The sequence below is a fragment of the Janthinobacterium sp. HH106 genome (assembly GCF_001758725.1).
GTDB lineage: Bacteria > Pseudomonadota > Gammaproteobacteria > Burkholderiales > Burkholderiaceae_D > Janthinobacterium.
In genome coordinates this window covers 148,917-167,813 of record NZ_LRIC01000060.1, presented here as the reverse complement: position 1 = coordinate 167,813, position 18,897 = coordinate 148,917, and the positions used below count along the sequence as shown (strand labels likewise).

The window sequence follows — 18,897 nt, the reverse complement described above, 5'->3', positions numbered from 1 at the left end:
TTCCTTTCATGGCGGCCGGGTCGGCCGCCACTACCTGCTTAGAACTTGTAGTTGTAAGCGAGACCGATCAACTGCATGCGGGTCTTGAACAGGCCCTTGGTGGTTTCACCGTTGCCGGTGCAACCCGTCTTGACCGGCGAGCAGTCGTTTGTGTAGTTGACGTCAGCATCCTTGAAGTCGATATAGCTGTAAGCCAGGTCGATCGAGGAATTGGCGTTCAGCTTCCAGTTCGCGCCGATCGAATACTGCATGCGGTCGCTGTCCGGCAAGGCCGGGTGGCGCAATTCGGCGCTGCGGACCGGCGCCTGGTCGTGGGCGATACCGGCGCGCAACATCAGGCTTTCGCTGTACTTGTAGTTGGTGCCCAGCGAGACGCGGTAGGTGTCTTTCCAGTTCTGGCGAATGCGCTCGGCGCCTTCGGCCGTCGGCGGGAACTGGATATCCAGGTTCTGCAGGCGCGAAGTGCGGGTCCAGGTGACGTCGCCCATCAAGGCCCATTTATCATCCATCTGATGGAAGGCGTTGACCGACAGGGTTTCCGGCGTGCGCAATTCCACCAGCGCTTCCGAATTGACCTTATTCGACGCCTTGGCGATGAAAGCGTTCACGGCCGGATTGCTCGTCACTTGCGAGAAGTCCCAGATGGTGCTGCCCTTGAGCTTGTGCGAAATCGACGAGCGGTAGGCGATACCGAAACGCGTGCCTTCGTTCAGCTGGTACAGGTAGCCCAGGTTGAAGCCGAAGCCCCAGTCATGGCCATCCATCGAGGCATGGCCATCCTTGATCGGGCCCTGCAGCGCGGCGCCCGCAGCTTGCGCCGCAGCCAGACCCTGCGTCTTGGCGATATTGGCCAGGAAGGCCTGCGATGCGCTAGGGGCAAACTTGCCCAGGAAGGCAACCGAACCCGGCACGTCCACGCCCTGGCCCAGTTCCGCCTTCATGTATTCGGCCGTCACGCCGAAACCGAACGAGTGGTGCTGGTCCAGCTTGAACGACACGGAAGGATTCAGGGCGATGGCTTCGAGCTTGATATTGGTGATCGCGTAGCGGCCATACCAGTCGTTGCCGTAGTCGAGCTTGGCGCCATACGGCACGAACAGGCCAGCGCCGACGGTCCACTGCTCATTGATTTTCTTGCTGGCATACAGCGCTGGCGCGAACACGGCATCCGGCGCATAGTCCTTGGTTGCCGCGTAAGGCGTGCGGTTGCCGGGGAAGAAAGGCTTGGAGCCCGAATCCGTGTAGGTCGAATGCGGTACCACCAGGGTGCCGCCGCCCACGAATTGCGTGCCTTCCAGGCGCGCCATGCCGGCCGGGTTATAGAAAATGGTCGACGCGTCGGCCGCTTCGGCGCCGCTGGCGTCGGCCGTGCCCTGGGCGGAAACGCTTTGCGAGCCGAAACGGTAGCCCGATGCCTGGGCGGTGGAAGCGAAGCCGGCGCATGCGACGGCGATGAGGAGGGGCAGATATTTATGTTTCAAGTTAGTCTCTCTTTATTATATGAAGTGTCTTCGTCACATTGTCCCGGGTAGCTCAACCTCACCCGTCCTGCACTGTTCTTGCCGCCGTGAACTCCAATTCACTGACGGCATGAGCGAAGCATATAATATTTTTTAGAAAAAAGCGAACGTTCGCTCTTTTTATGAAACGGCGTTGTTTTCCATGTCAATCACGAAGTTCTACAGCGCCGGCGCCGGGGCTGGAAGCGGTATCAGGAAGCGCTGATGCATCAGCGCCAGCATCTGTTCGGCCGGCACGGGACGCGAGATGAAATAGCCCTGCACTTCATTGCATTGCAGCGCGCGCAGGATGTCGAGCTGCTCGCGCGTCTCCACGCCTTCGGCCACCACGCTCATGCCCAGCGCATGGGCCATCGACAGGATGGCGCGCACGAAGACCTCGCCCTGCTCCGAGCGGCCCAGCTCCATGGTGAAGGCGCGGTCGATCTTCAAGCCATCCATGGCGAACTTCTGCAGCTGCGACAGCGAGGAATAGCCGGTACCGAAATCGTCGACCAGCAGGCGCACGCCCAGCGCGCGGATGGCCGACAGCTGCTCCACGGCGCGGTTCTGCTCATCCATCATGGCCGATTCCGTGATCTCCACCTCGATCAGGCGCGCGTCGATGCGGTGGCGCGTCAGCGCGGACGCCAGCACCTGGTGCACGTCGCCACGGCCGAACTGGCGCGCCGACACGTTGATCGATACGGGCACCAGTTCCAGTCCGCTGGCTTGCCAGCGCGCCATCTGCAGGCACACCTTTTCGATGACGACTTCGCCCAGCTGCGAAATCAGGCCGCTGCTCTCGGCCACGGGGATGAATTCCAGCGGCGGCACCATGCCATGCTGCGGATGGTGCCATCGCACCAGCGCCTCCATGCTGCACAGCTGCCCGCTCATGGCGTCGACGCGCGGCTGGTAGACGACGAGGAACTGGTCCTGCTCCAGCGCCGCCACCAGGCTTTGCTCCAGTTCGCGGCGGCTGCGGATGGTTTCGAACAATTCCGGCTGGAAGAAGCGGTGATGGCCCTTGCCCGCCACTTTCACGGCGTACATGGCGATGTCGGCGTTCTTCAGCAGCACTTCCGTCTCGGCGCCATCGCGCGGATACAGGCTGATGCCGATCGAGGCGCCCATCTTGTGGCGTTCGCTGCCCAGGTAAAACGGTTCGTCAAAGGCGATGGCGATGCGCTGCGCCACCTGCTCGGCGCGGCTGTCGTCCTCCACCGGGTCGAGCACGACAACGAATTCGTCGCCGCCCAGGCGCACGACGTGGTCGCCCGGCCGCAGCACGGCCTTCAGGCGCAGCGAGGCGGCGCGCAGCACTTTATCTCCCTCGGCGTGGCCCTGCGTATCGTTGATATCCTTGAAGCCGTCCAGGTCGATGAACAGCAGCGCCAGCATGCGCCGCGCGATGGCGGCGCGGCCCAGGGCGCCGGGCAGGAATTGCTGCAGCCAGTATCGGTTGGGCAAGCCCGTCAAGCCGTCCTCGTTGGCCAGGCGGCGCAAGTCGCGCTCGTGCTCCTTGGCCGTGCTGATGTCTTGCAGGGTGACGGCCAGGCGGTCGCCGCTGCGCACCAGGCGCCGGCGTATCCAGCGCAGCTTGAAGGGATTGCCTTCCGGCAGCTCGATCTCTTCCTCGGAGAAGCCGGACTCCATGGCGGCCCGGTAATTGTGGATCAGGTCGCGGAAATACGGCTCATGGGCGCGCGACTGCAGGCGCATGCCCAGCAATTGTTCGCGCCGCACGCCGAAGTAGCCGGCGCCTGGCTCGTTGCAGTCGACCATCTCGAAATCGAGGATGCTGCCATCGGCGCCGCGCAGGGCGGCGATGATATAAAAGCCGTCGCTCGTGCCTTCTGTGGCCATGCGGTAAGCATTGCGCACGCCTTCGGACTGGTGGTGGCGCCACGCCAGGCGCAGCGACAGCACCGTGGCGACGGCGGCAAAGGCCAGCAGCAGCACGGTGACGGCCAGCGCGATGCCGATATAGATGGTGCGCGTTTCCTCGTAGGGGTGCAGCATTTCGCCGTCCGACAGGCCGACCACGGCCGTAAACGGATAGGCTTTCAACGCCTGCCAGCCCACATAACGGCTTTGTTTGTCGGAAAAAGCGATCCTGCCGCCCGAATGCAGGGCGCCGCTCTCCGTTTCCAGGAAACTGGTGTCGAGGAATGGCGTGCCCTGTGCGCTCTGGGCCGGCAACACGCGCGCACCGAGACGCGTGCTGAACAGCTCGCCCTCTTCCCCCACCATGGCGGACATGCCGAACTTGCCGAAATTGACACTGTTGTAGAATTCGGAAAAATAGCTGGAGTGGATGGAGATCAGCAGCACGCCGTCGAAATTGCCATCCACGTCTTCCAGCCGGCGCGTGAAATGCACGAGGCTTTCGTCGACGCCCGGGGGTGCCGCCGCTTCGCTGGCGGCATTGGCCTTTCCCAGCGCGATGCGCAGGGCGCTGGAATTGCTGCGCCAGTGGCGCAGCAGGAAATCGCTGCGCTCGTTGACGCGCAGGCGCTGCAGCGGCGCCGTGGCCGTCACGGGATGGCCCTTGCGGTCGAGAATGGCGACGATGGCAAATTGCGGCAAGGCATACATGCCCTGCGTCTTCAATTGGTCGAGACGCAACTGGCCGCGCGAATTTTCCCATTCATACTTGAGCTGCAAGGTCAGCTGGTCCATCTGCTCCAGGGTGCGCAGCAGATACTGGCTGTAGGCTTTCGACAACGAGGAAACGCTGTCGAGCGCCTGCTGCTGCGCCACCTTTTTTTCCGCCTCCAGCTGCAGCAAGGTGGCCGTCCACAGCACCGCGCACAGGACCAGCCCCAGCAAGGGCCAAGCCAGGATCAGGCGCAGATTGGCCTTGAAAAAATCGGCCCTGCTCATCTCCACTACGGCGCCGTTATTATTATTTACAAATTGTCGCAAGAACATGGTGCAGCGTCTGCCGTTTCTGTGTATTTCTTCAAGGACACACAAATTACCACAGAGTCATGTTTACAGGTAAGCCGGCCGCGTAATTATGTATGCGGCCCGCAGACCGCCTGTCGCGCCTGCGTTACAATCACCATCCTTACCGTTGGAGAAATACATGCAGCAATATCAAGATTTGATCAAGACCGTGCTCGAAACGGGCAGCTGGCAAGACAACCGCACGGGCATCCGCACCCTGAGCGTGCCGGGCGCCATGATGCGTTTCGACTTGGCCAACGGCAACTTCCCTGCCGTCACGACCAAGAAACTGGCTTTCAAATCCGTGATCGGCGAATTGTGCGCCTTCCTGCGCGCCTCGCGCAACGCGGCCGAGTTCCGCGCGCTGGGCTGCAAGGTGTGGGACCAGAACGCCAATGAAAATGCGCAATGGCTGGCCAACCCCTACCGCGAAGGCGAGGATGACCTCGGTCCCGTGTACGGCGTGCAATGGCGTCAATGGCCCGCGTACAAGCTGCTCGACGCCGACCAGCCCGCGCAAATCGCCGACGCGCAAGCGAACGGTTTTACCCTGGTCGCCCCCATCGTCGAGGACGGCGTGCAAAAAGTGCTGCTGTACAAGGCCGTCGACCAGTTGCGCGAATGCCTGGACACCATCATGACCAATCCAGGCAGCCGGCGCATCCTGTTCCACGGCTGGAACCCGGCCGTGCTCGATGCCGTCGCCCTGCCCGCCTGCCACTTGCTGTACCAGTTCATCCCGAACGCCAGCACGCGCGAAATTTCGCTGTGTTTATATGTGCGCAGCAACGATATCGGCCTGGGCACGCCGTTCAACATCGCCGAAGGCGCGGCCCTGCTGCACCTGGTGGCGCGCCTGACGGGCTACACGCCGCGCTGGTTCACCTACTTCATCGGCGACGCGCACATCTATGAAAACCACCTCGACATGGTGGAAGAACAATTGAAGCGCACGCCGTTCCCGGCGCCCAAGTTTGTCATTTCCGACCGCGTGCCCGATTACGCGAAGACGGGCAAATACGAACCGGAATGGCTGGAAAAGATCGAACCGTCGGATTTCTCGCTGGAAGGTTATGAACACCATGCGCCGATCAAGGCGGCGATGGCCGTCTGATGGCGGTCGCACCGCTGGCAGCCCTGCACCGCAAGCTGTTTGACGAAACGGACGGCGTTAAGTTTTCCAAGCTGAAAGACCGGTTGCTGAAAAAGCATGCGGCCGACGAGCGGCAAGCCGTGCTCGCTATCCTGACCGCCTACGCCAGGGAAGGCCAGTTGCTGCACTGGCGCGCCTTCCTGATGACGGATATCGTCGCCCTGGCCGAACCGGGAGAATACGGCGATTTTTTCAGCTGGAGCCTTGATATGGACGGCCTCGCCTACTGGGGCGTGGATGGCATGCTCAAAAGCATGGGCAAGGAGGCGTATGCTCCGCTCGTGGCCTTGGCCACTGCGGAAAATGCCAAGCTGAGCGTGCGCGCCAAGGCCGTGAAAAGCCTGGCCGTCTTCAGCCGCCAGCCTTTCGATGCCGGTTTGCCGTACGATCCCGGCCATTGGAAGGAAGAGCAGCTGCGACTGGTGGCTGTGCAGGCCTGGCAGCGCGATGGCTACCCGGATGGCGCAGGCCATGCGGCGCCCGTCACCCACGGGGCGCTCGATGAACCGCGCACGCCGCTGGAAAAGGCTGCCGCCAGGCTGGAGAAAAAGCTGGCGGCCCGGCGCAAGAAGGAGCAGGATCTGGCGCAGCCTTCGAACTGGCTGAGCATCGCCAGCGCCGCCGACATGGCCGGCATCGCGCAGCGCTGGACCTTGCCGGAGCAGTACCGGCGCTTCCTCGCTTGCCATTCGCCGCTGCGGGTGTTGATCGACAGCCCACAGTATTTCCAGGGCTTGAGCCTGTACGGCGCGGCCGAGCTGGTCAAGGCCCAGTACGGTTACGCCTGGGATGCCGTCAGCGGCGCCGCCATCGCCGGCTGGCCGGAACAATACCTGGTGATCGCCGACGCGGGCGCCGATCCGTATTGCCTGGACCTGGGCGCCATTGCCGGCGGCGATGCGCCCGTGTACACGGCAGAACACGGCATGGGCGCATGGCGCTTCGAGCGCCATGCGGACAGTTTCATCGACTTCCTGAACGAGATCGCGGCGGCGGCCTAGCCTGCTTCGCCTCCCGGTCCGCCAGGGCCGGGACCGCCTGGGCCGCCCGGCCCCCGTCCGCCCGGCGGACCGAAGCGAGGTTCCCGTTCGCCCTCTTTCGCCGCCGACGTGGCGCCGCCCAGGCGGTACGACAGCCCCACGTAAATCATGCGTCCATCGAAGCGCCGCGTGCTCGTCTCGCGCAAGGAAGCGCTGTTGATGACGGTTTCCATCTTGTTGCTGCTGAACACATCGGTCACATTCATGACCAGGCTCAGCTGCGGCGTCACCGTGTGGCGCCAGCTCACGTTCAAGGTGTTGTTCGGCGAACGGTAGCCCTGTCCCGACAGCATCTTGCCCTGCATTTGCAGGGCCAGCTGCAGCTGGTTGGCCGGGTTGATCTGGTAATTGAGGCGCGCGCGGCCGCTCAGGGCATTCGCCGTGCGCGTGCTGCGGTTGCCCAGGTCGTCGGAACTCGTCTGCTGGCTGCGCGCCAGGTTGCCGCTCGTGTTCAGGGTCAACGATGGCGTGAGCTTGCCGCTGACGCTGAACTCCAGGCCGCTCGAATGGCTGCCCTCGCCGTTTTCCCGCGTTGTCAGCAGCACATTGTCACTGATGAAATAGCGGTAATCGACGATGGCATCCGTGTCGCGCCGGTGGTAGGCACGCAAGCTGCTTTCCAGACCAAACAATTTGGTTTCATAGCCGATCTCGAACGAATCCGTCTGCGTGGGTTTCAGCTTCGGGTTGCCGGCCGACACATTGAACTCATCGCGGTAGATCACGTACGGGTTCAGGTCGCCCGCGCTCGGGCGGCGCAGGCGGTGCGCATAGCTGAAGCGCAGGTTGCTCTCGTCGCTGACCTTATACGTGGCGAACAGGCTGGGAATGTAGTTGATGTAATTGTTGCCGGCCTCGACGCCGCTGGTGATCTGGCGCACGTTCAAGTCCGTGTATTCGGCGCGCAAGCCGGCCAGCGCACCCCAGCGCTCGCTCAGGCGCATCTGGTAGGAGCCGTACAGCGCAATGGTGCGTTCGTCGAGCTCGAAACGGTTGCTGCGCATGGGGTTGACGGTGGCAAGCAGACTGGCCGGGTTGATGTCCGTGTACAGGGTGTCGAAGCTGCTCTTGTTGTCGGCCACCTTGTAGCCGAGCTTGGCCGTGCCGCCCGCCAGCGGACGCTCGTAGTCGCCGCTGAAGTCGACGATGCGGTTGCCCGTCTCGCTGTGCTGGCGCGCGCGGCTGTCGAAGGCATTCACGGGCGCCACCGCATAGGTATTGGCGTAATCGCTGTCGCTCTCGTTGGTCGACGACGACACGCGCAAATCGATCTTGAGAGTTTCCCCCGGCAACTCGCCCTTGTGGTCGTAGCGCGCGCCCCAGCTGTAGTTGCGGCTGTCGCCGTTGCGCACGGTACTGCGCACATAGTCGCCGATGGTGCTGCCCGTGCTGTCGCCATTGAGGTAGCGGTCGAGCGAGCGCTGGTCGTTGCTGCGCCCGTTATACGACACGCTGGCGGCAAGGGTGTCGTTGGCGTTCAGGTTGTAATTGACGGTGCCATGCAAGCCCAGCGAGTCGTTCAAGCCATTGCTGGTGGACTGCTGACTGCTGGGGGCGAACGCGCCCGTGCCACGCTCCAGGCGCTCGCGGCTGACCTCGGCCACGGAATTGCGGCCGTCATGGCGCACATTGATGCCGCCCTGGTAGCCCCACGGCCCCTCGTTATAGGTGCCGGAGACGGAGCTGTTGTAGCGTCCGGCAATGCCCGCATTCGCGTTGACGGTGGTAAAACCGCCCGGCTTGCGGTTGCGCCGCATCACCAGGTTCAGGATCGGGCCGCCACCGGCCTCGTTGCCGAACTGGGCGCCGGGATTGTTGATCACTTCCACGGATTCGATATCGTCGGCGGCCATGGCGTTCAGGGTGGCGCCGCGCGAATCGCCCTGCAGCATGGCCGACGGCTTGCCATCGATCAAGATCTGCACATTGCTGCTGCCGCGCAGAGAGACGGCCCCATCGGGATCGACGGCCACCGACGGCACATTGTTCAAGGCATCGGCCGCCGTGCCATTGGTGCTGCCGACGTCGGACTTGACGTCGTAGACTTGCCGGTCGATGCGGCCCGTGGGACGTTCGGCCGTCACGCTGACGGACGGCGGAGACCCGGCGGCCGGCGCCGGCTTGACGGCATTGTCGCCGGTGACGGTTTGCGCCTGGACAGCGGCGCCGGAGACGAGCAGGCTGCCGCCCGCCAGGCAATGGAAAAGAAGTTTATGCATTTGGCTAAAAGATAATCGAGACGCTACGGATGAGGCACTACGCCGCAGCGTGAGAGCACATGCCAAGCATGCCACGATTGCAAGGAGCAAAGCAAATGCGAACCATTGTTATTTACTTCAATTTACAAATCTCTTGCACTTGTGGCTGTACAGCCTCATCCGATGACCTTTGCGCTATCTTTACGTTACCTCAGCAAGCCATTGCCGCGCGCCAGTTTCAGCCAGCCCGGATATTCCGTCATCAATAAATCATACAGTTCTGCGTCGCTGTGCTCGTCGGGCGAGCTGACGGAAAAGTAATTGGCGTTGTCGACCAGGCGGCCCTGCAGTTCGTCGAGCTTTTCCAGAAACGGGAAATCGGAATCGGCAAAGGCGGCGAGGAACTTGCTTTTCGACTTGCGTCCCTTGCCGATGCCCATGAATTGCCAGAAGATGGGCTCGTTACTGGCCCAGCGCAACTGTTTCTCCGTTGTCGCCTGGTCGCTGGTGCCGCCATCGGTGACGAACATCACGTACACGGGCAGCTCGGCCGCGATGGGCCGCGTGCGCTCGCCGCCGGCCTTGTCTGGGAAATAAAACGCGCGGATCGCCTGCATGGCGGCGCCATAGCGCGTGTCGCCTTCGAGCGGATGACGCTGTATGGCCTGGCCTACGTAGGTATTGCAGTTACTCAAGGCCATCGGTGCCGGATGGTGGACGTTCTTGCCGAACAGGAAAACGTCGATCTCGCCATCGTCGTCGAACTTGCAGCCCAGCGCCAGGATGCGCTCGGCAAAGCGCTGCACCAGCCCCTCTTTGTACAGCCGTCCCATGGAGCCGGAAATATCGAGGCACAGACAGACCTTGGCGCGGTGCTCCGACAGACCCACTTTTTGCAAGGACACGCCCGCCTGCTTGACCAGGCTCACCAGTTGCGGTGCCTCGCGTTCGACGCGCTTTTCCAGATTGATCTTTGCCTGCATGACGGCCGAAGCCTGCGCAGGCGCGGCAGGGGTGGCAGGAGTGGCCTGGTCGACTTCGCCGCCGAAGTGGCGCACCAGCGCATCGAGGCCCCCATTGAAGCCCTGGCCCACGGCCATGCAGCGCCAGCCGCCATCCTTGCGGTAAATTTCTGCCAGCATGACGGCTTTTTCTTGCGCAAAATCACTGCCCGCGAACGCGAAGCGGGCCAGCTCGCGCCCGCCCGCCTGCAAACGCACGTGGCCCGATTGCAGTTGCGACATCACGCCGCCGCCATCGATGGAAGCCGTCACGACGAGGCGGTTGATTCCGGCCGGCAAGCGCGCCAGCTGCAAGGCAAACTCGGCCATGTCGCCGCCGCTGCCGGCGCGCGCTTCCACGCCGCCGCACGGCGTGCGCGGCTGGTTGAAAAAAGTCATGTAGCGCTCGTCGGACAGTTTGCCGGCCGCATCGAGGCCGAAACAGGCCACGTCCAGCGCCAGGCCATGCGCGGCAACGCCGACCTGCAAGACGCCATCGGGAACGAGATTGGCCAGCGGCAGACGCTGACCCTTGGACAAGGTTTCCATCAGTGTCTCCTAGGCGATATAGCGGCGTGGATTGTCCGCATTGCAATCATCTTCATCTTCCTTGTCCTCGCCCTTGAAGACGACGGGACCGTTGAAGGCCAGCTGCAGATTCTCGCCCTGCCAGCTCAGCCACGGCGTCGCTTCGCTGCCGGGCTCCGACGTCTTGCCGGACGGCTCGAGGATGATGCTGTCGGGCGTGACGCGCGCCATGCCGATCACATAGGTGTAGACGGAATCGTCGTCGGCAGCCTTGGACAGGCGGAAATCGAAGTCGCACTCGACGATCTGCTGGCCATACTGCATGACCATCTTCGGCCGCATGGAGGCGACCGACACGGCGCCGTTGGCCACCGCCGAGTACACGCTGAAGACGAGGCCCACCGTGCCGCCGTAATGCTGCGCCAGCGCAGGATTGACTTCCACCGTTTCCGTGGCCGGTTCCTTGCCCGCCGCACCGGCCACGTCGCCCAGGTGGCGCACGAAAGGCATGCGGTCGAAGTTCCCGGCCGTGTCCGGCGCCTGGATGAAGCGCATCTGGCCGTTCGGCAAGAGGATGCCGACCCGCAAATCGAGGTCGTCGTTATCGTCGTCGCCATCGCCGTTGTCGACCCAGGTGGCCTTGACGGTCAGTTTGTTCGGCGCGCCCGCGCCCTTTTCCAGCGAGACCTTGTGCGTCTGCCCCGCCTTGGTCAGCGAAATTTTCGACAAGGAAATCTTCGCCGCCGCAGGCTCTGGCGCGGCCTCGGCCACTTCGCCGCCGAAATGGGCGACCAGCGCGTCCAGGCCGCCGTTAAAACCCTGGCCCACGGCCATGAAGCGCCAGCCGCCGTCCTTGCGGTAGAACTCGCCCAGCATGACGGCTTTTTCCTGTGCAAAATCAGGCCCGGCAAAGGCGAAGCGGGCCAGTTCGCGCCCGCCGTCCAGCAGGCGCAGGTAGCTGCTGCCCAGCTGCGCCATGGTGGCCGCGCCATCGATGGCAGCAGTGACGACGAGGCGGTCGATGGATGCAGGCAAACGGTCCAGCTGGTAGCTGAAGCCGGCCGCATCGCCGGACGGCGCCGAGGTTTCCACGCCGCCGCACGGCGTGCGCGGCTGGTTAAAGAAAGTCATGTAGCGGTCGTCGGACAATTTGCCGGCGGCATCGAGGCCGAAACAGGCAAAATCCAGCGCCACGCCAGCGCTGGCGAGCCCCAGCTGCACGACGTTGCCCGTGACGAGGCCGGACAGCGCCAGGCGCTGCCCCTTGATCAGGTTTTCCATGGGATGATGTATTCAGGTGTGGGAGCTTCGGACAACGGCTCAGGGCAAGGCGCGTCGTCCGAAGACAGTACGAATAGTACGGAACGTGCATGGCGACGCAACGCCGCCATGGGCCGCTTTTTTACATTGCAACGCCTGACAAAACCGTAGCGAGCGGCAACGAGTTGTGGCCGAGACGCGGAGCTGTGCTTTAGCACAGTGAGCATCGGAGGCCGCAAATCGCGACGCGCAGTAGGTTTTGACAGGTGTTATTAGGCGTTGATGCCGAAAGAACGTGCCAAGGGGCCCAGGCCGCCTTTGAAACCCTGGCCGATGGCCTTGAATTTCCATTCGCTGCCGGCGCGGTAGATTTCGCCGAAGATCATGGCCGCTTCCGTCGAGCCGTCTTCCGACAAGTCGTAGCGGGCGATTTCCGTGCCGTTGTCGCCGTTCAGGCAACGGATGTAAGCCTTGCCCACCATGCCGAAGTTCTGCTTGCGGTTTTCCGCATCGTGGATGGTGACGGCCACGGCGATCTTGTCGATGTCGGCCGGCACGTTGGCCAGGTCGACGGCGATTTTCTCGTCGTCGCCGTCACCGCCGCCCGTGGTGTTGTCGCCCGCGTGGACGATGGAGCCGTCAGCCGACTTCAGATTGTTATAAAAAATGAAATCAGCGTCGGAACGGGCCTTGCCATCCGTTTTCAGCAGGAAGGCGCTGCCGTCCAGGTCGAAAGCGGCGCCATCGGTGGCGCGCGGGTCCCAGCCCAGGCCAATCACGATTTTCTTCAAGCCAGGAGCTTCCTTGCTCAAGTTGACATTGCCGCCTTTTTGCAAACTGATCGCCATGGTGTTTCCTCTTTAATGTGTGGGTTGCATTCGGTGTTTCAGGTCACGTCGCCGGTACCCCGGCTTGATGAGCCATGAGCCTACCATAAAGTTCCTGCTTGTCAGCGGCGCACTATTGAAAATAATGCCATGCGGAAAATGCCGTACGGCTGTCCTAATACGCAAAATAACGGATAATGCCGCTCGACAAAAATTTTCACCCTCATGAGCGACTTGAACCCAGGTTTGTCCTTGAACAATACCAAGATACAACTCGACTGCATCCCCGGCACCCTGTGCGATGAACGCTTGTGGTCACGCCTGGCGCCTGCCCTGGGCGACGCCTTCGATCTACGGCACGTGCCCCTGCACCAGGCACGCACGCGCCCACAAATGCAGGAGCTGATCGCCAGCCACAGTGCGCCGCAAGCCCACCTGGTGGGCTTTTCGCTGGGCGCCTACCTGGCGCTCGAACACGCGCTGACGCACCCGCAACGCGTGCAATCCTTGACTTTGATCGCCAATTCCGCCAAAGGTTTGCTGCCGGCGGAAATCGAAGCGCGCCAGCGCATCGTCGCCATGCTCGAGCGCAATGCCTATGCGGGCATCACGCGCCAGCGCCTGCGTGAACTGCTGCACCCGTCGCACCTGGACGATGCCGCCATCACGGGCCTGATCCGGCAAATGGGCCTGGACCTGGGCAAGGACGTGCTGCTGGCGCAATTCATCACCACGATAGACCGCCCCGACCTGATGGCATGCCTGCCGGAACTCGATTTCCCCGTGCTGATCGTGGGCGCCGCAGACGACAAGCTCGTCCATCCCGACGATTTGCGCGCCATGGCGGCCCGCCTGCCGCAAGCCACCTTGCACTTACTAAAAGACAACACCGGCCACATGATTCCGCTGGAAGCACCAAGCGAGCTGGCGCAAGCCATGCGTGCGCATCTGGAGGCTGCCGGCAATTTCAACGATAATGACGGGCATCGGGCCCCGCCCCCACCACTTTGACAGAAGCAATGAGCCATTTGACCATCATCGTCGCCACCGACCAGCAAGGCGGCATCGGCATCAACAACACCTTGCCGTGGAAACTGCCGGAAGACCTCGCGCATTTCAAGCGCCTGACGACGGGCCACCCCATCCTCATGGGCCGCAAGACCTTCGATTCCATCGGCCGGCCGCTGCCAAACCGCCGCAACATCGTCATCACGCGCAATGCCGACTGGCGCCATGAGGGCGTGGAAGCGGTCTCGTCGGTGGAAGCGGCCATCGCCCTGCTGGACGGCGCCGAAGGCTACGTCATCGGCGGCGCCGAGATTTACCGGCAGTCGCTGGCCCTGGCGCAGCGCTTGATCATCACGGAAATCGGCCAGACCTTTGATTGCGACGCGTTTTTCCCCGCAGTGGACCATGCCGTATGGCAAGAAACAGCGCGCGAGGCCCATGTTTCGGAGAAATCCGGCCTGCCTTACACCTTTGTCACGCTGGAACGCAAAGCCTGATAAGGTGATGTCGATCGCCAGCATGTTGCTGTAATACCCCTGTCACACCCATGCGTCACGCTAGCGTACGCTTGTGACGCTTTGATGCGATATTTTTTTCCCGCAGACGCCGCATTTCTGCGAGAATCCCGTTCTTATTTTTTTTCTGCGGCTGCCGGGTTGTACCACCGCCTGACCGTCGCGCCCTAGTCCGCCCCTTCACATCTGTCAGGGGCGGCTTGCTTTTTTGGAGACATGCATGAAATTTCGTTTCCCCATCGTCATCATTGACGAGGATTTCCGTTCTGAAAATACGTCCGGCCTGGGTATTCGCGCCCTTGCCGCCGCAATGGAAAAAGAAGGCATGGAAGTGCTGGGCGTGACCAGCTACGGCGATTTGTCGCAATTTGCCCAGCAACAATCGCGCGCGTCAGCCTTCGTGCTGTCGATCGACGATGAAGAATTCGGCGGCGGTTCCATCGAGGAAACGGACCACGCGCTCAAGTCCCTGCGCGCCTTCGTCGAGGAAATCCGCTACAAGAACGCCGACATCCCGATCTATCTGTACGGCGAGACGCGCACTTCGCGCCACATCCCCAACGATATCCTGCGCGAACTGCATGGTTTCATCCACATGTTCGAAGATACGCCGGAATTCGTCGCGCGCCACATCATCCGCGAAGCGAAATCCTACCTGGACGGCCTGTCGCCGCCGTTCTTCCGCGCGCTGGTGCACTACGCCAACGACGGTTCCTACTCGTGGCACTGCCCCGGCCACTCGGGCGGCGTGGCCTTCCTGAAGTCGCCGATCGGCCAGATGTTCCACCAGTTCTTCGGTGAAAACATGCTGCGCGCCGACGTCTGCAACGCCGTCGAGGAACTGGGCCAGCTGCTCGACCATACGGGCCCTGTCGCCGCGTCCGAGCGCAATGCGGCGCGCATCTTCAATGCCGATCATTGCTATTTTGTCACCAACGGTACCTCGACCTCGAACAAGATGGTGTGGCACTCGACCGTGGCACCGGGCGACATCGTCGTCGTCGACCGCAATTGCCACAAATCAATCTTGCATTCGATCATCATGTGCGGTGCCATTCCCGTGTTCCTGATGCCGACGCGCAATCATCTGGGCATCATCGGCCCCATCCCGCTGCATGAATTCACGCCGGAAAGCATTGCCCGCAAGATCGAGGCGAACCCGTTCGCGCGCGAAGCGAAGAACAAGAAGCCGCGCATTCTCACCATCACGCAATCGACCTACGATGGCGTGATCTACAATGTGGAAACCCTGCGCGAAATGCTGGACGGCAAGATCGACACCCTGCACTTCGATGAAGCATGGCTGCCGCACGCCACCTTCCACGATTTCTACAAGAATATGCACGCCATCGGCAAGGACCGTCCGCGCGCCAAGGAATCGATGATCTTCTCGACCCAGTCCACGCACAAATTGCTGGCCGGCCTGTCGCAGGCCTCGCAAATCCTCGTGCGCGAATCGGACATGGTCAAGCTGGACCAGGATGCCTTCAACGAGGCTTACCTGATGCACACCTCGACCTCGCCCCAGTATTCCATCATCGCCTCGTGCGACGTGGCCGCGGCCATGATGGAAGCGCCGGGCGGCACGGCCCTGGTGGAAGAGTCGATCATGGAAGCGCTCGATTTCCGCCGCGCCATGAAGAAGATCGACCAGGAATGGGGCCAGGACTGGTGGTTCCAGGTGTGGGGTCCGTCCACCTTCAACGACGAAGGCATGGGCCAGCAGGAAGACTGGATGATACGCGCCGAGGATGACTGGCACGGCTTCGGCGACCTCGCTCCCGGCTTCAATATGCTCGACCCGATCAAGGCGACCATCGTCAACCCGGGCCTGTCGCTGGACGGCCAGTTCGGCGACACGGGCATTCCCGCGTCCATCGTCACCAAATACCTGGCCGAGCACGGCGTCATCATTGAAAAATGCGGCCTGTACTCGTTCTTCATCATGTTTACCATCGGCATCACCAAGGGCCGTTGGAATACCCTGCTGACGGCCTTGCAGCAATTCAAGGACGACTACGACAAGAACCAGCCGATGTGGCGCATCCTGCCGGAATTCGCGGCGGCCAACCCGCGCTACGAAAAAATGGGCTTGCGCGACCTGTGCCAGCAAATCCACGATTTCTACAAGGCGTACGACGTGGCGCGCCTGACGACGGAAATGTATCTGTCGGACATGATCCCCGCCATGAAGCCGTCGGACGCGTTCGCCAAGATGGCGCACCGCGAAATCGAGCGCGTGGCCATCGACGAACTGGAAGGCCGCATCACGTCCATCCTGCTGACGCCGTATCCACCAGGCATCCCGCTCTTGATCCCGGGCGAGCGCTTCAACAAGACCATCGTCGACTACCTGCGCTTCGCGCGCGACTTCAACGAGCGCTTCCCGGGCTTCGAGACGGATGTGCATGGTCTGGTGAAACGCGAGGTCGATGGCAAGCGCGGTTACTTCGTCGATTGCGTCCGTCAGTAACAGTTCATCCAATCTGCTGCGCGTCGCGACTTGCGGCCTGCGATGCTCACCGTACTTCAGTACGGTTGCGCTTCTCGGCCACAATTCGCTTCCGCTCGCTACGATTGGATGAACCGTCGTGACGTTCGTTAAAAACGGTTAATTCTGACGTTTGTTGTACGTCATTCAATAGCGCCGCCTGATGTGAGTCAGGCGGCGTTTTTCATTGTGCGCCTTCCGCGCACGCTTGTGCCAGATCAAACGGCTGGGGTATCGGGCTTCTAAGATGGGCGACTCGTGCCCTGTGATGGCTGGCATATGATGCTCAAGGTGTGGCTGGAAATCGTGCAGCAGGCGGCGGCTGGCAGTGGCGCCTTGCTGATGACGGCCTTGAAGCAGGCTCAGGTAACTATAGCCCGGCGGCACGAAGGTGAGGAAGATGCAGCGGGCATCGTGTTGTTTGCCGAGGCCGATGCCAAGCTGCTGCAAGCACTGCCGGCACTGTGCTGCCATGCCCGCGTGCTGGCCATTGCCGCCTGCGGCCAGCCACCCAGCTGCGCGCAACAGCGCGCGCTGATGGCCGCCGGCGTGCTCGACGTGCTGCTGTGGCCGGCGGGCAGCGTCGATGCGGGCCCGGTGCTGGCGCGCCTGCAACGCTGGCAAGCCGTGGCGCAGCTGCTGGCCTCCAGCGCCGTGCGCCGGCAGCTGGTGGGCGACAGCGCCGCCTGGAGCGCCCTGCTGCACCAGGTGGTGGAAATGGCCGCCTTCAGCCAGGCGTCGATGCTGATCATGGGTGAAACGGGCACGGGCAAGGATTTACTGGCGCAACTGGTCCACCGCCTCGGCAACTGCAGCGGCGGCTTCATCGTCCTCGACTGCACCACCCTGTCGCCGGAACTGGCGGGCAGCGAACTGTTCGGCCATGAACGGGGCGCCTTTACGGGCGCGGCGGCCGCGCGCGACGGCGCTTTTGCCCTGGCGGACGGCGGCGTGCTCTTCCTCGATGAAGTAGGCGAACTGCCGCTGCCGCTGCAGGCGCAGCTGCTGCGCGCCATCCAGGAACGCAAATACAAGCGCGTGGGCGGCAATACTTGGCAGCCAACCCAGTTTCGCCTCGTCTGCGCCACCAACCGCGAACTGGAAGACGAAGTGGCGCGCGGCGCCTTTCGCGCCGACCTGTATTACCGCATCGCCGGCTGGCGTTGCCAGACGCCGCCCCTGCGCGAGCGCCAGGACGACATCCTGCCGCTGGCCCGGCATTTTCTCGCTGAACTGGCCCAACAAGAGCCGCCGCCGCTGGACGCCGCCGTGCGCGAATATCTGCTGCTGCGCGATTATCCGGGCAATGTGCGCGAACTGCGCCAGACCGTCACGCGCATCTGGCACCGCCATTGCGGCCCCGGCCCCATCACCATCGGCGCCCTGCCGCCCGAGGAACGGCTGCTGGCGCCGGCCTGGCCCGACCAGCATTTCGAGGCGGCCGTGCGGCGGGCCCTGGCCCAAGGCTGCAAGCTGTCGCACATCACACGCTGCGCCGCCGACGTGGCCATCCGCCTGGTGCTGGCCGAGGAACACGGCAACAACCAGCGCGCCGCCGCCCGCCTGGGTGTGACGGACCGCGCCCTGCAGATACGCCGCAAGGCGGCCGCCTGCACGGCGCAAGCCGCTACTGCCGCGACACCGCTGGCCACGCCAGCCGCCCTGTGATCTGTCTCACGCCAGCCCCGCCAGCCGCAAAAAATTGCCGCCCGTGATCAGCGCCGCATCCAGCGGCGGCAAGCCCAGCAAGTGAATCTTGTGCAATTCCAGCCCCGGATGCAACCAGGGGCCATCCGAGCCGAACAAGACCTTGTGCGGCCCGGCACGGCGCACGGCCTGTTCCAGCAAATCAAAGCGGCGCACGCCCGAGCTGTCCGTATGGATGTTGCGGTGGCGTACCAGATGGTCGATCAGCGCCAGCTGGGCCGCCCAGTCGTCGCCGAAACTGCCCAGGTGGGGCAGGATGAAGTTGACGTCGGGATACTGCTGCGCCAGCAGTTCGGCCACGGCCACCTCGCCGGCCGGGTCGTACAGCACGGGCAGACCGAAGAAACGGGCCGCGTCGCACACTTCGCCGCTGATACGCGCGTCAAAGCGGTGCGCCTTGATGCCGACAAAACCATAGCGTTCGACGGCCGTGCGCACCAGGTCCATGATGCGGCCCCGGTCGCGCCGCGCATGCACGAAGGCAAAGCCATAAAAACGCTGCGGATCGGAAGCGGCCAGGCGCGCCACGCCGTGGTTGGCAATCGCATAATCGGAGTGGAAGGCGGCGAACAGCACGCTGCGGGCGATGCCGGCCGCCCGGGCGCGGCGCAGGTAGGCGTGCAGCGGCGCATCGCTGTCCCACGGCCCGCTCAAGCCGTCGCCTGGCCCCGCATGGCAGTGACTATCGATGACCAGCGCCATGCCCGCCTCCCTG

General features: G+C 62.8%; 13 protein-coding genes. 6 read left to right on the top strand and 7 right to left on the bottom strand.

Annotation, left to right across the window (positions count from 1 at the left end):
• Positions 1-38: 38 nt before the first annotated feature.
• On the bottom strand, positions 39-1,481 hold the full coding sequence (locus tag JAB8_RS23370; RefSeq protein ID WP_070224443.1) for an OmpP1/FadL family transporter: 1,443 nt from the start codon (positions 1,479-1,481) through the stop codon (positions 39-41).
• Between the two features lie 198 nt (positions 1,482-1,679).
• Entirely contained in the window at positions 1,680-4,388 is a 2,709-nt protein-coding gene (locus JAB8_RS23365; protein WP_070291657.1) for an EAL domain-containing protein, read from the bottom strand.
• Between the two features lie 205 nt (positions 4,389-4,593).
• Here JAB8_RS23365 and JAB8_RS23360 point away from each other — a divergent pair, with 205 nt between their 5' ends.
• Both JAB8_RS23360 and JAB8_RS23355 read left to right on the top strand, forming a co-directional pair.
• Positions 4,594-5,568: a thymidylate synthase gene (locus JAB8_RS23360; protein WP_070291618.1), complete on the top strand. Its 975-nt coding sequence runs from the start codon at positions 4,594-4,596 to the stop codon at positions 5,566-5,568.
• Positions 5,568-6,608, top strand: a complete 1,041-nt coding sequence (locus JAB8_RS23355) for an SMI1/KNR4 family protein (RefSeq protein ID WP_070291617.1) — start codon at positions 5,568-5,570, stop codon at positions 6,606-6,608. Before JAB8_RS23360 ends, JAB8_RS23355 begins: the two co-directional genes overlap by 1 nt.
• Here JAB8_RS23355 and JAB8_RS23350 read toward each other — a convergent pair.
• The 4 genes from JAB8_RS23350 to JAB8_RS23335 form a co-directional block, all read right to left on the bottom strand.
• The gene (locus tag JAB8_RS23350; RefSeq protein WP_070291616.1) at positions 6,605-8,866 is read right to left on the bottom strand and encodes an outer membrane beta-barrel family protein; all 2,262 of its coding nucleotides are present in this window, start codon (positions 8,864-8,866) and stop codon (positions 6,605-6,607) included. The genes JAB8_RS23355 and JAB8_RS23350 overlap by 4 nt on opposite strands.
• A 185-nt stretch (positions 8,867-9,051) precedes the next feature.
• Positions 9,052-10,395: a VWA domain-containing protein gene (locus JAB8_RS23345; protein ID WP_070291615.1), complete on the bottom strand. Its 1,344-nt coding sequence runs from the start codon at positions 10,393-10,395 to the stop codon at positions 9,052-9,054.
• Between the two features lie 9 nt (positions 10,396-10,404).
• Positions 10,405-11,655: a TerD family protein gene (locus JAB8_RS23340; protein ID WP_070291614.1), complete on the bottom strand. Its 1,251-nt coding sequence runs from the start codon at positions 11,653-11,655 to the stop codon at positions 10,405-10,407.
• 251 nt (positions 11,656-11,906) lie between these two features.
• Positions 11,907-12,482 carry a TerD family protein gene (locus JAB8_RS23335; RefSeq protein WP_070291613.1) on the bottom strand — a complete coding sequence of 192 codons (576 nt, stop codon included), beginning with the start codon at positions 12,480-12,482 and terminating at the stop codon, positions 11,907-11,909.
• A 204-nt stretch (positions 12,483-12,686) separates the two neighbouring features.
• Here JAB8_RS23335 and JAB8_RS23330 point away from each other — a divergent pair, with 204 nt between their 5' ends.
• The 4 genes from JAB8_RS23330 (at position 12,687) to JAB8_RS23315 (ending at position 18,143) form a co-directional block, all read left to right on the top strand.
• Positions 12,687-13,472: an alpha/beta hydrolase gene (locus JAB8_RS23330; protein WP_070291612.1), complete on the top strand. Its 786-nt coding sequence runs from the start codon at positions 12,687-12,689 to the stop codon at positions 13,470-13,472.
• A gap of 8 nt (positions 13,473-13,480) precedes the next feature.
• The gene (locus JAB8_RS23325) at positions 13,481-13,966 is read left to right on the top strand and encodes a dihydrofolate reductase (RefSeq protein ID WP_070291611.1); all 486 of its coding nucleotides are present in this window, start codon (positions 13,481-13,483) and stop codon (positions 13,964-13,966) included.
• Between the two features lie 238 nt (positions 13,967-14,204).
• Entirely contained in the window at positions 14,205-16,457 is a 2,253-nt protein-coding gene (locus JAB8_RS23320) for an arginine/lysine/ornithine decarboxylase (RefSeq protein ID WP_070291610.1), read from the top strand.
• Between the two features lie 297 nt (positions 16,458-16,754).
• Positions 16,755-18,143, top strand: a complete 1,389-nt coding sequence (locus JAB8_RS23315; protein WP_070291609.1) for a sigma 54-interacting transcriptional regulator — start codon at positions 16,755-16,757, stop codon at positions 18,141-18,143.
• Between the two features lie 6 nt (positions 18,144-18,149).
• On the opposite strand, the gene JAB8_RS23310 is transcribed toward JAB8_RS23315, so the two are convergent.
• A complete protein-coding gene (locus JAB8_RS23310) occupies positions 18,150-18,884 on the bottom strand; it encodes an amidohydrolase family protein (RefSeq protein WP_230506703.1) in 735 nt (244 codons plus the stop codon).
• Positions 18,885-18,897: the final 13 nt, after the last annotated feature.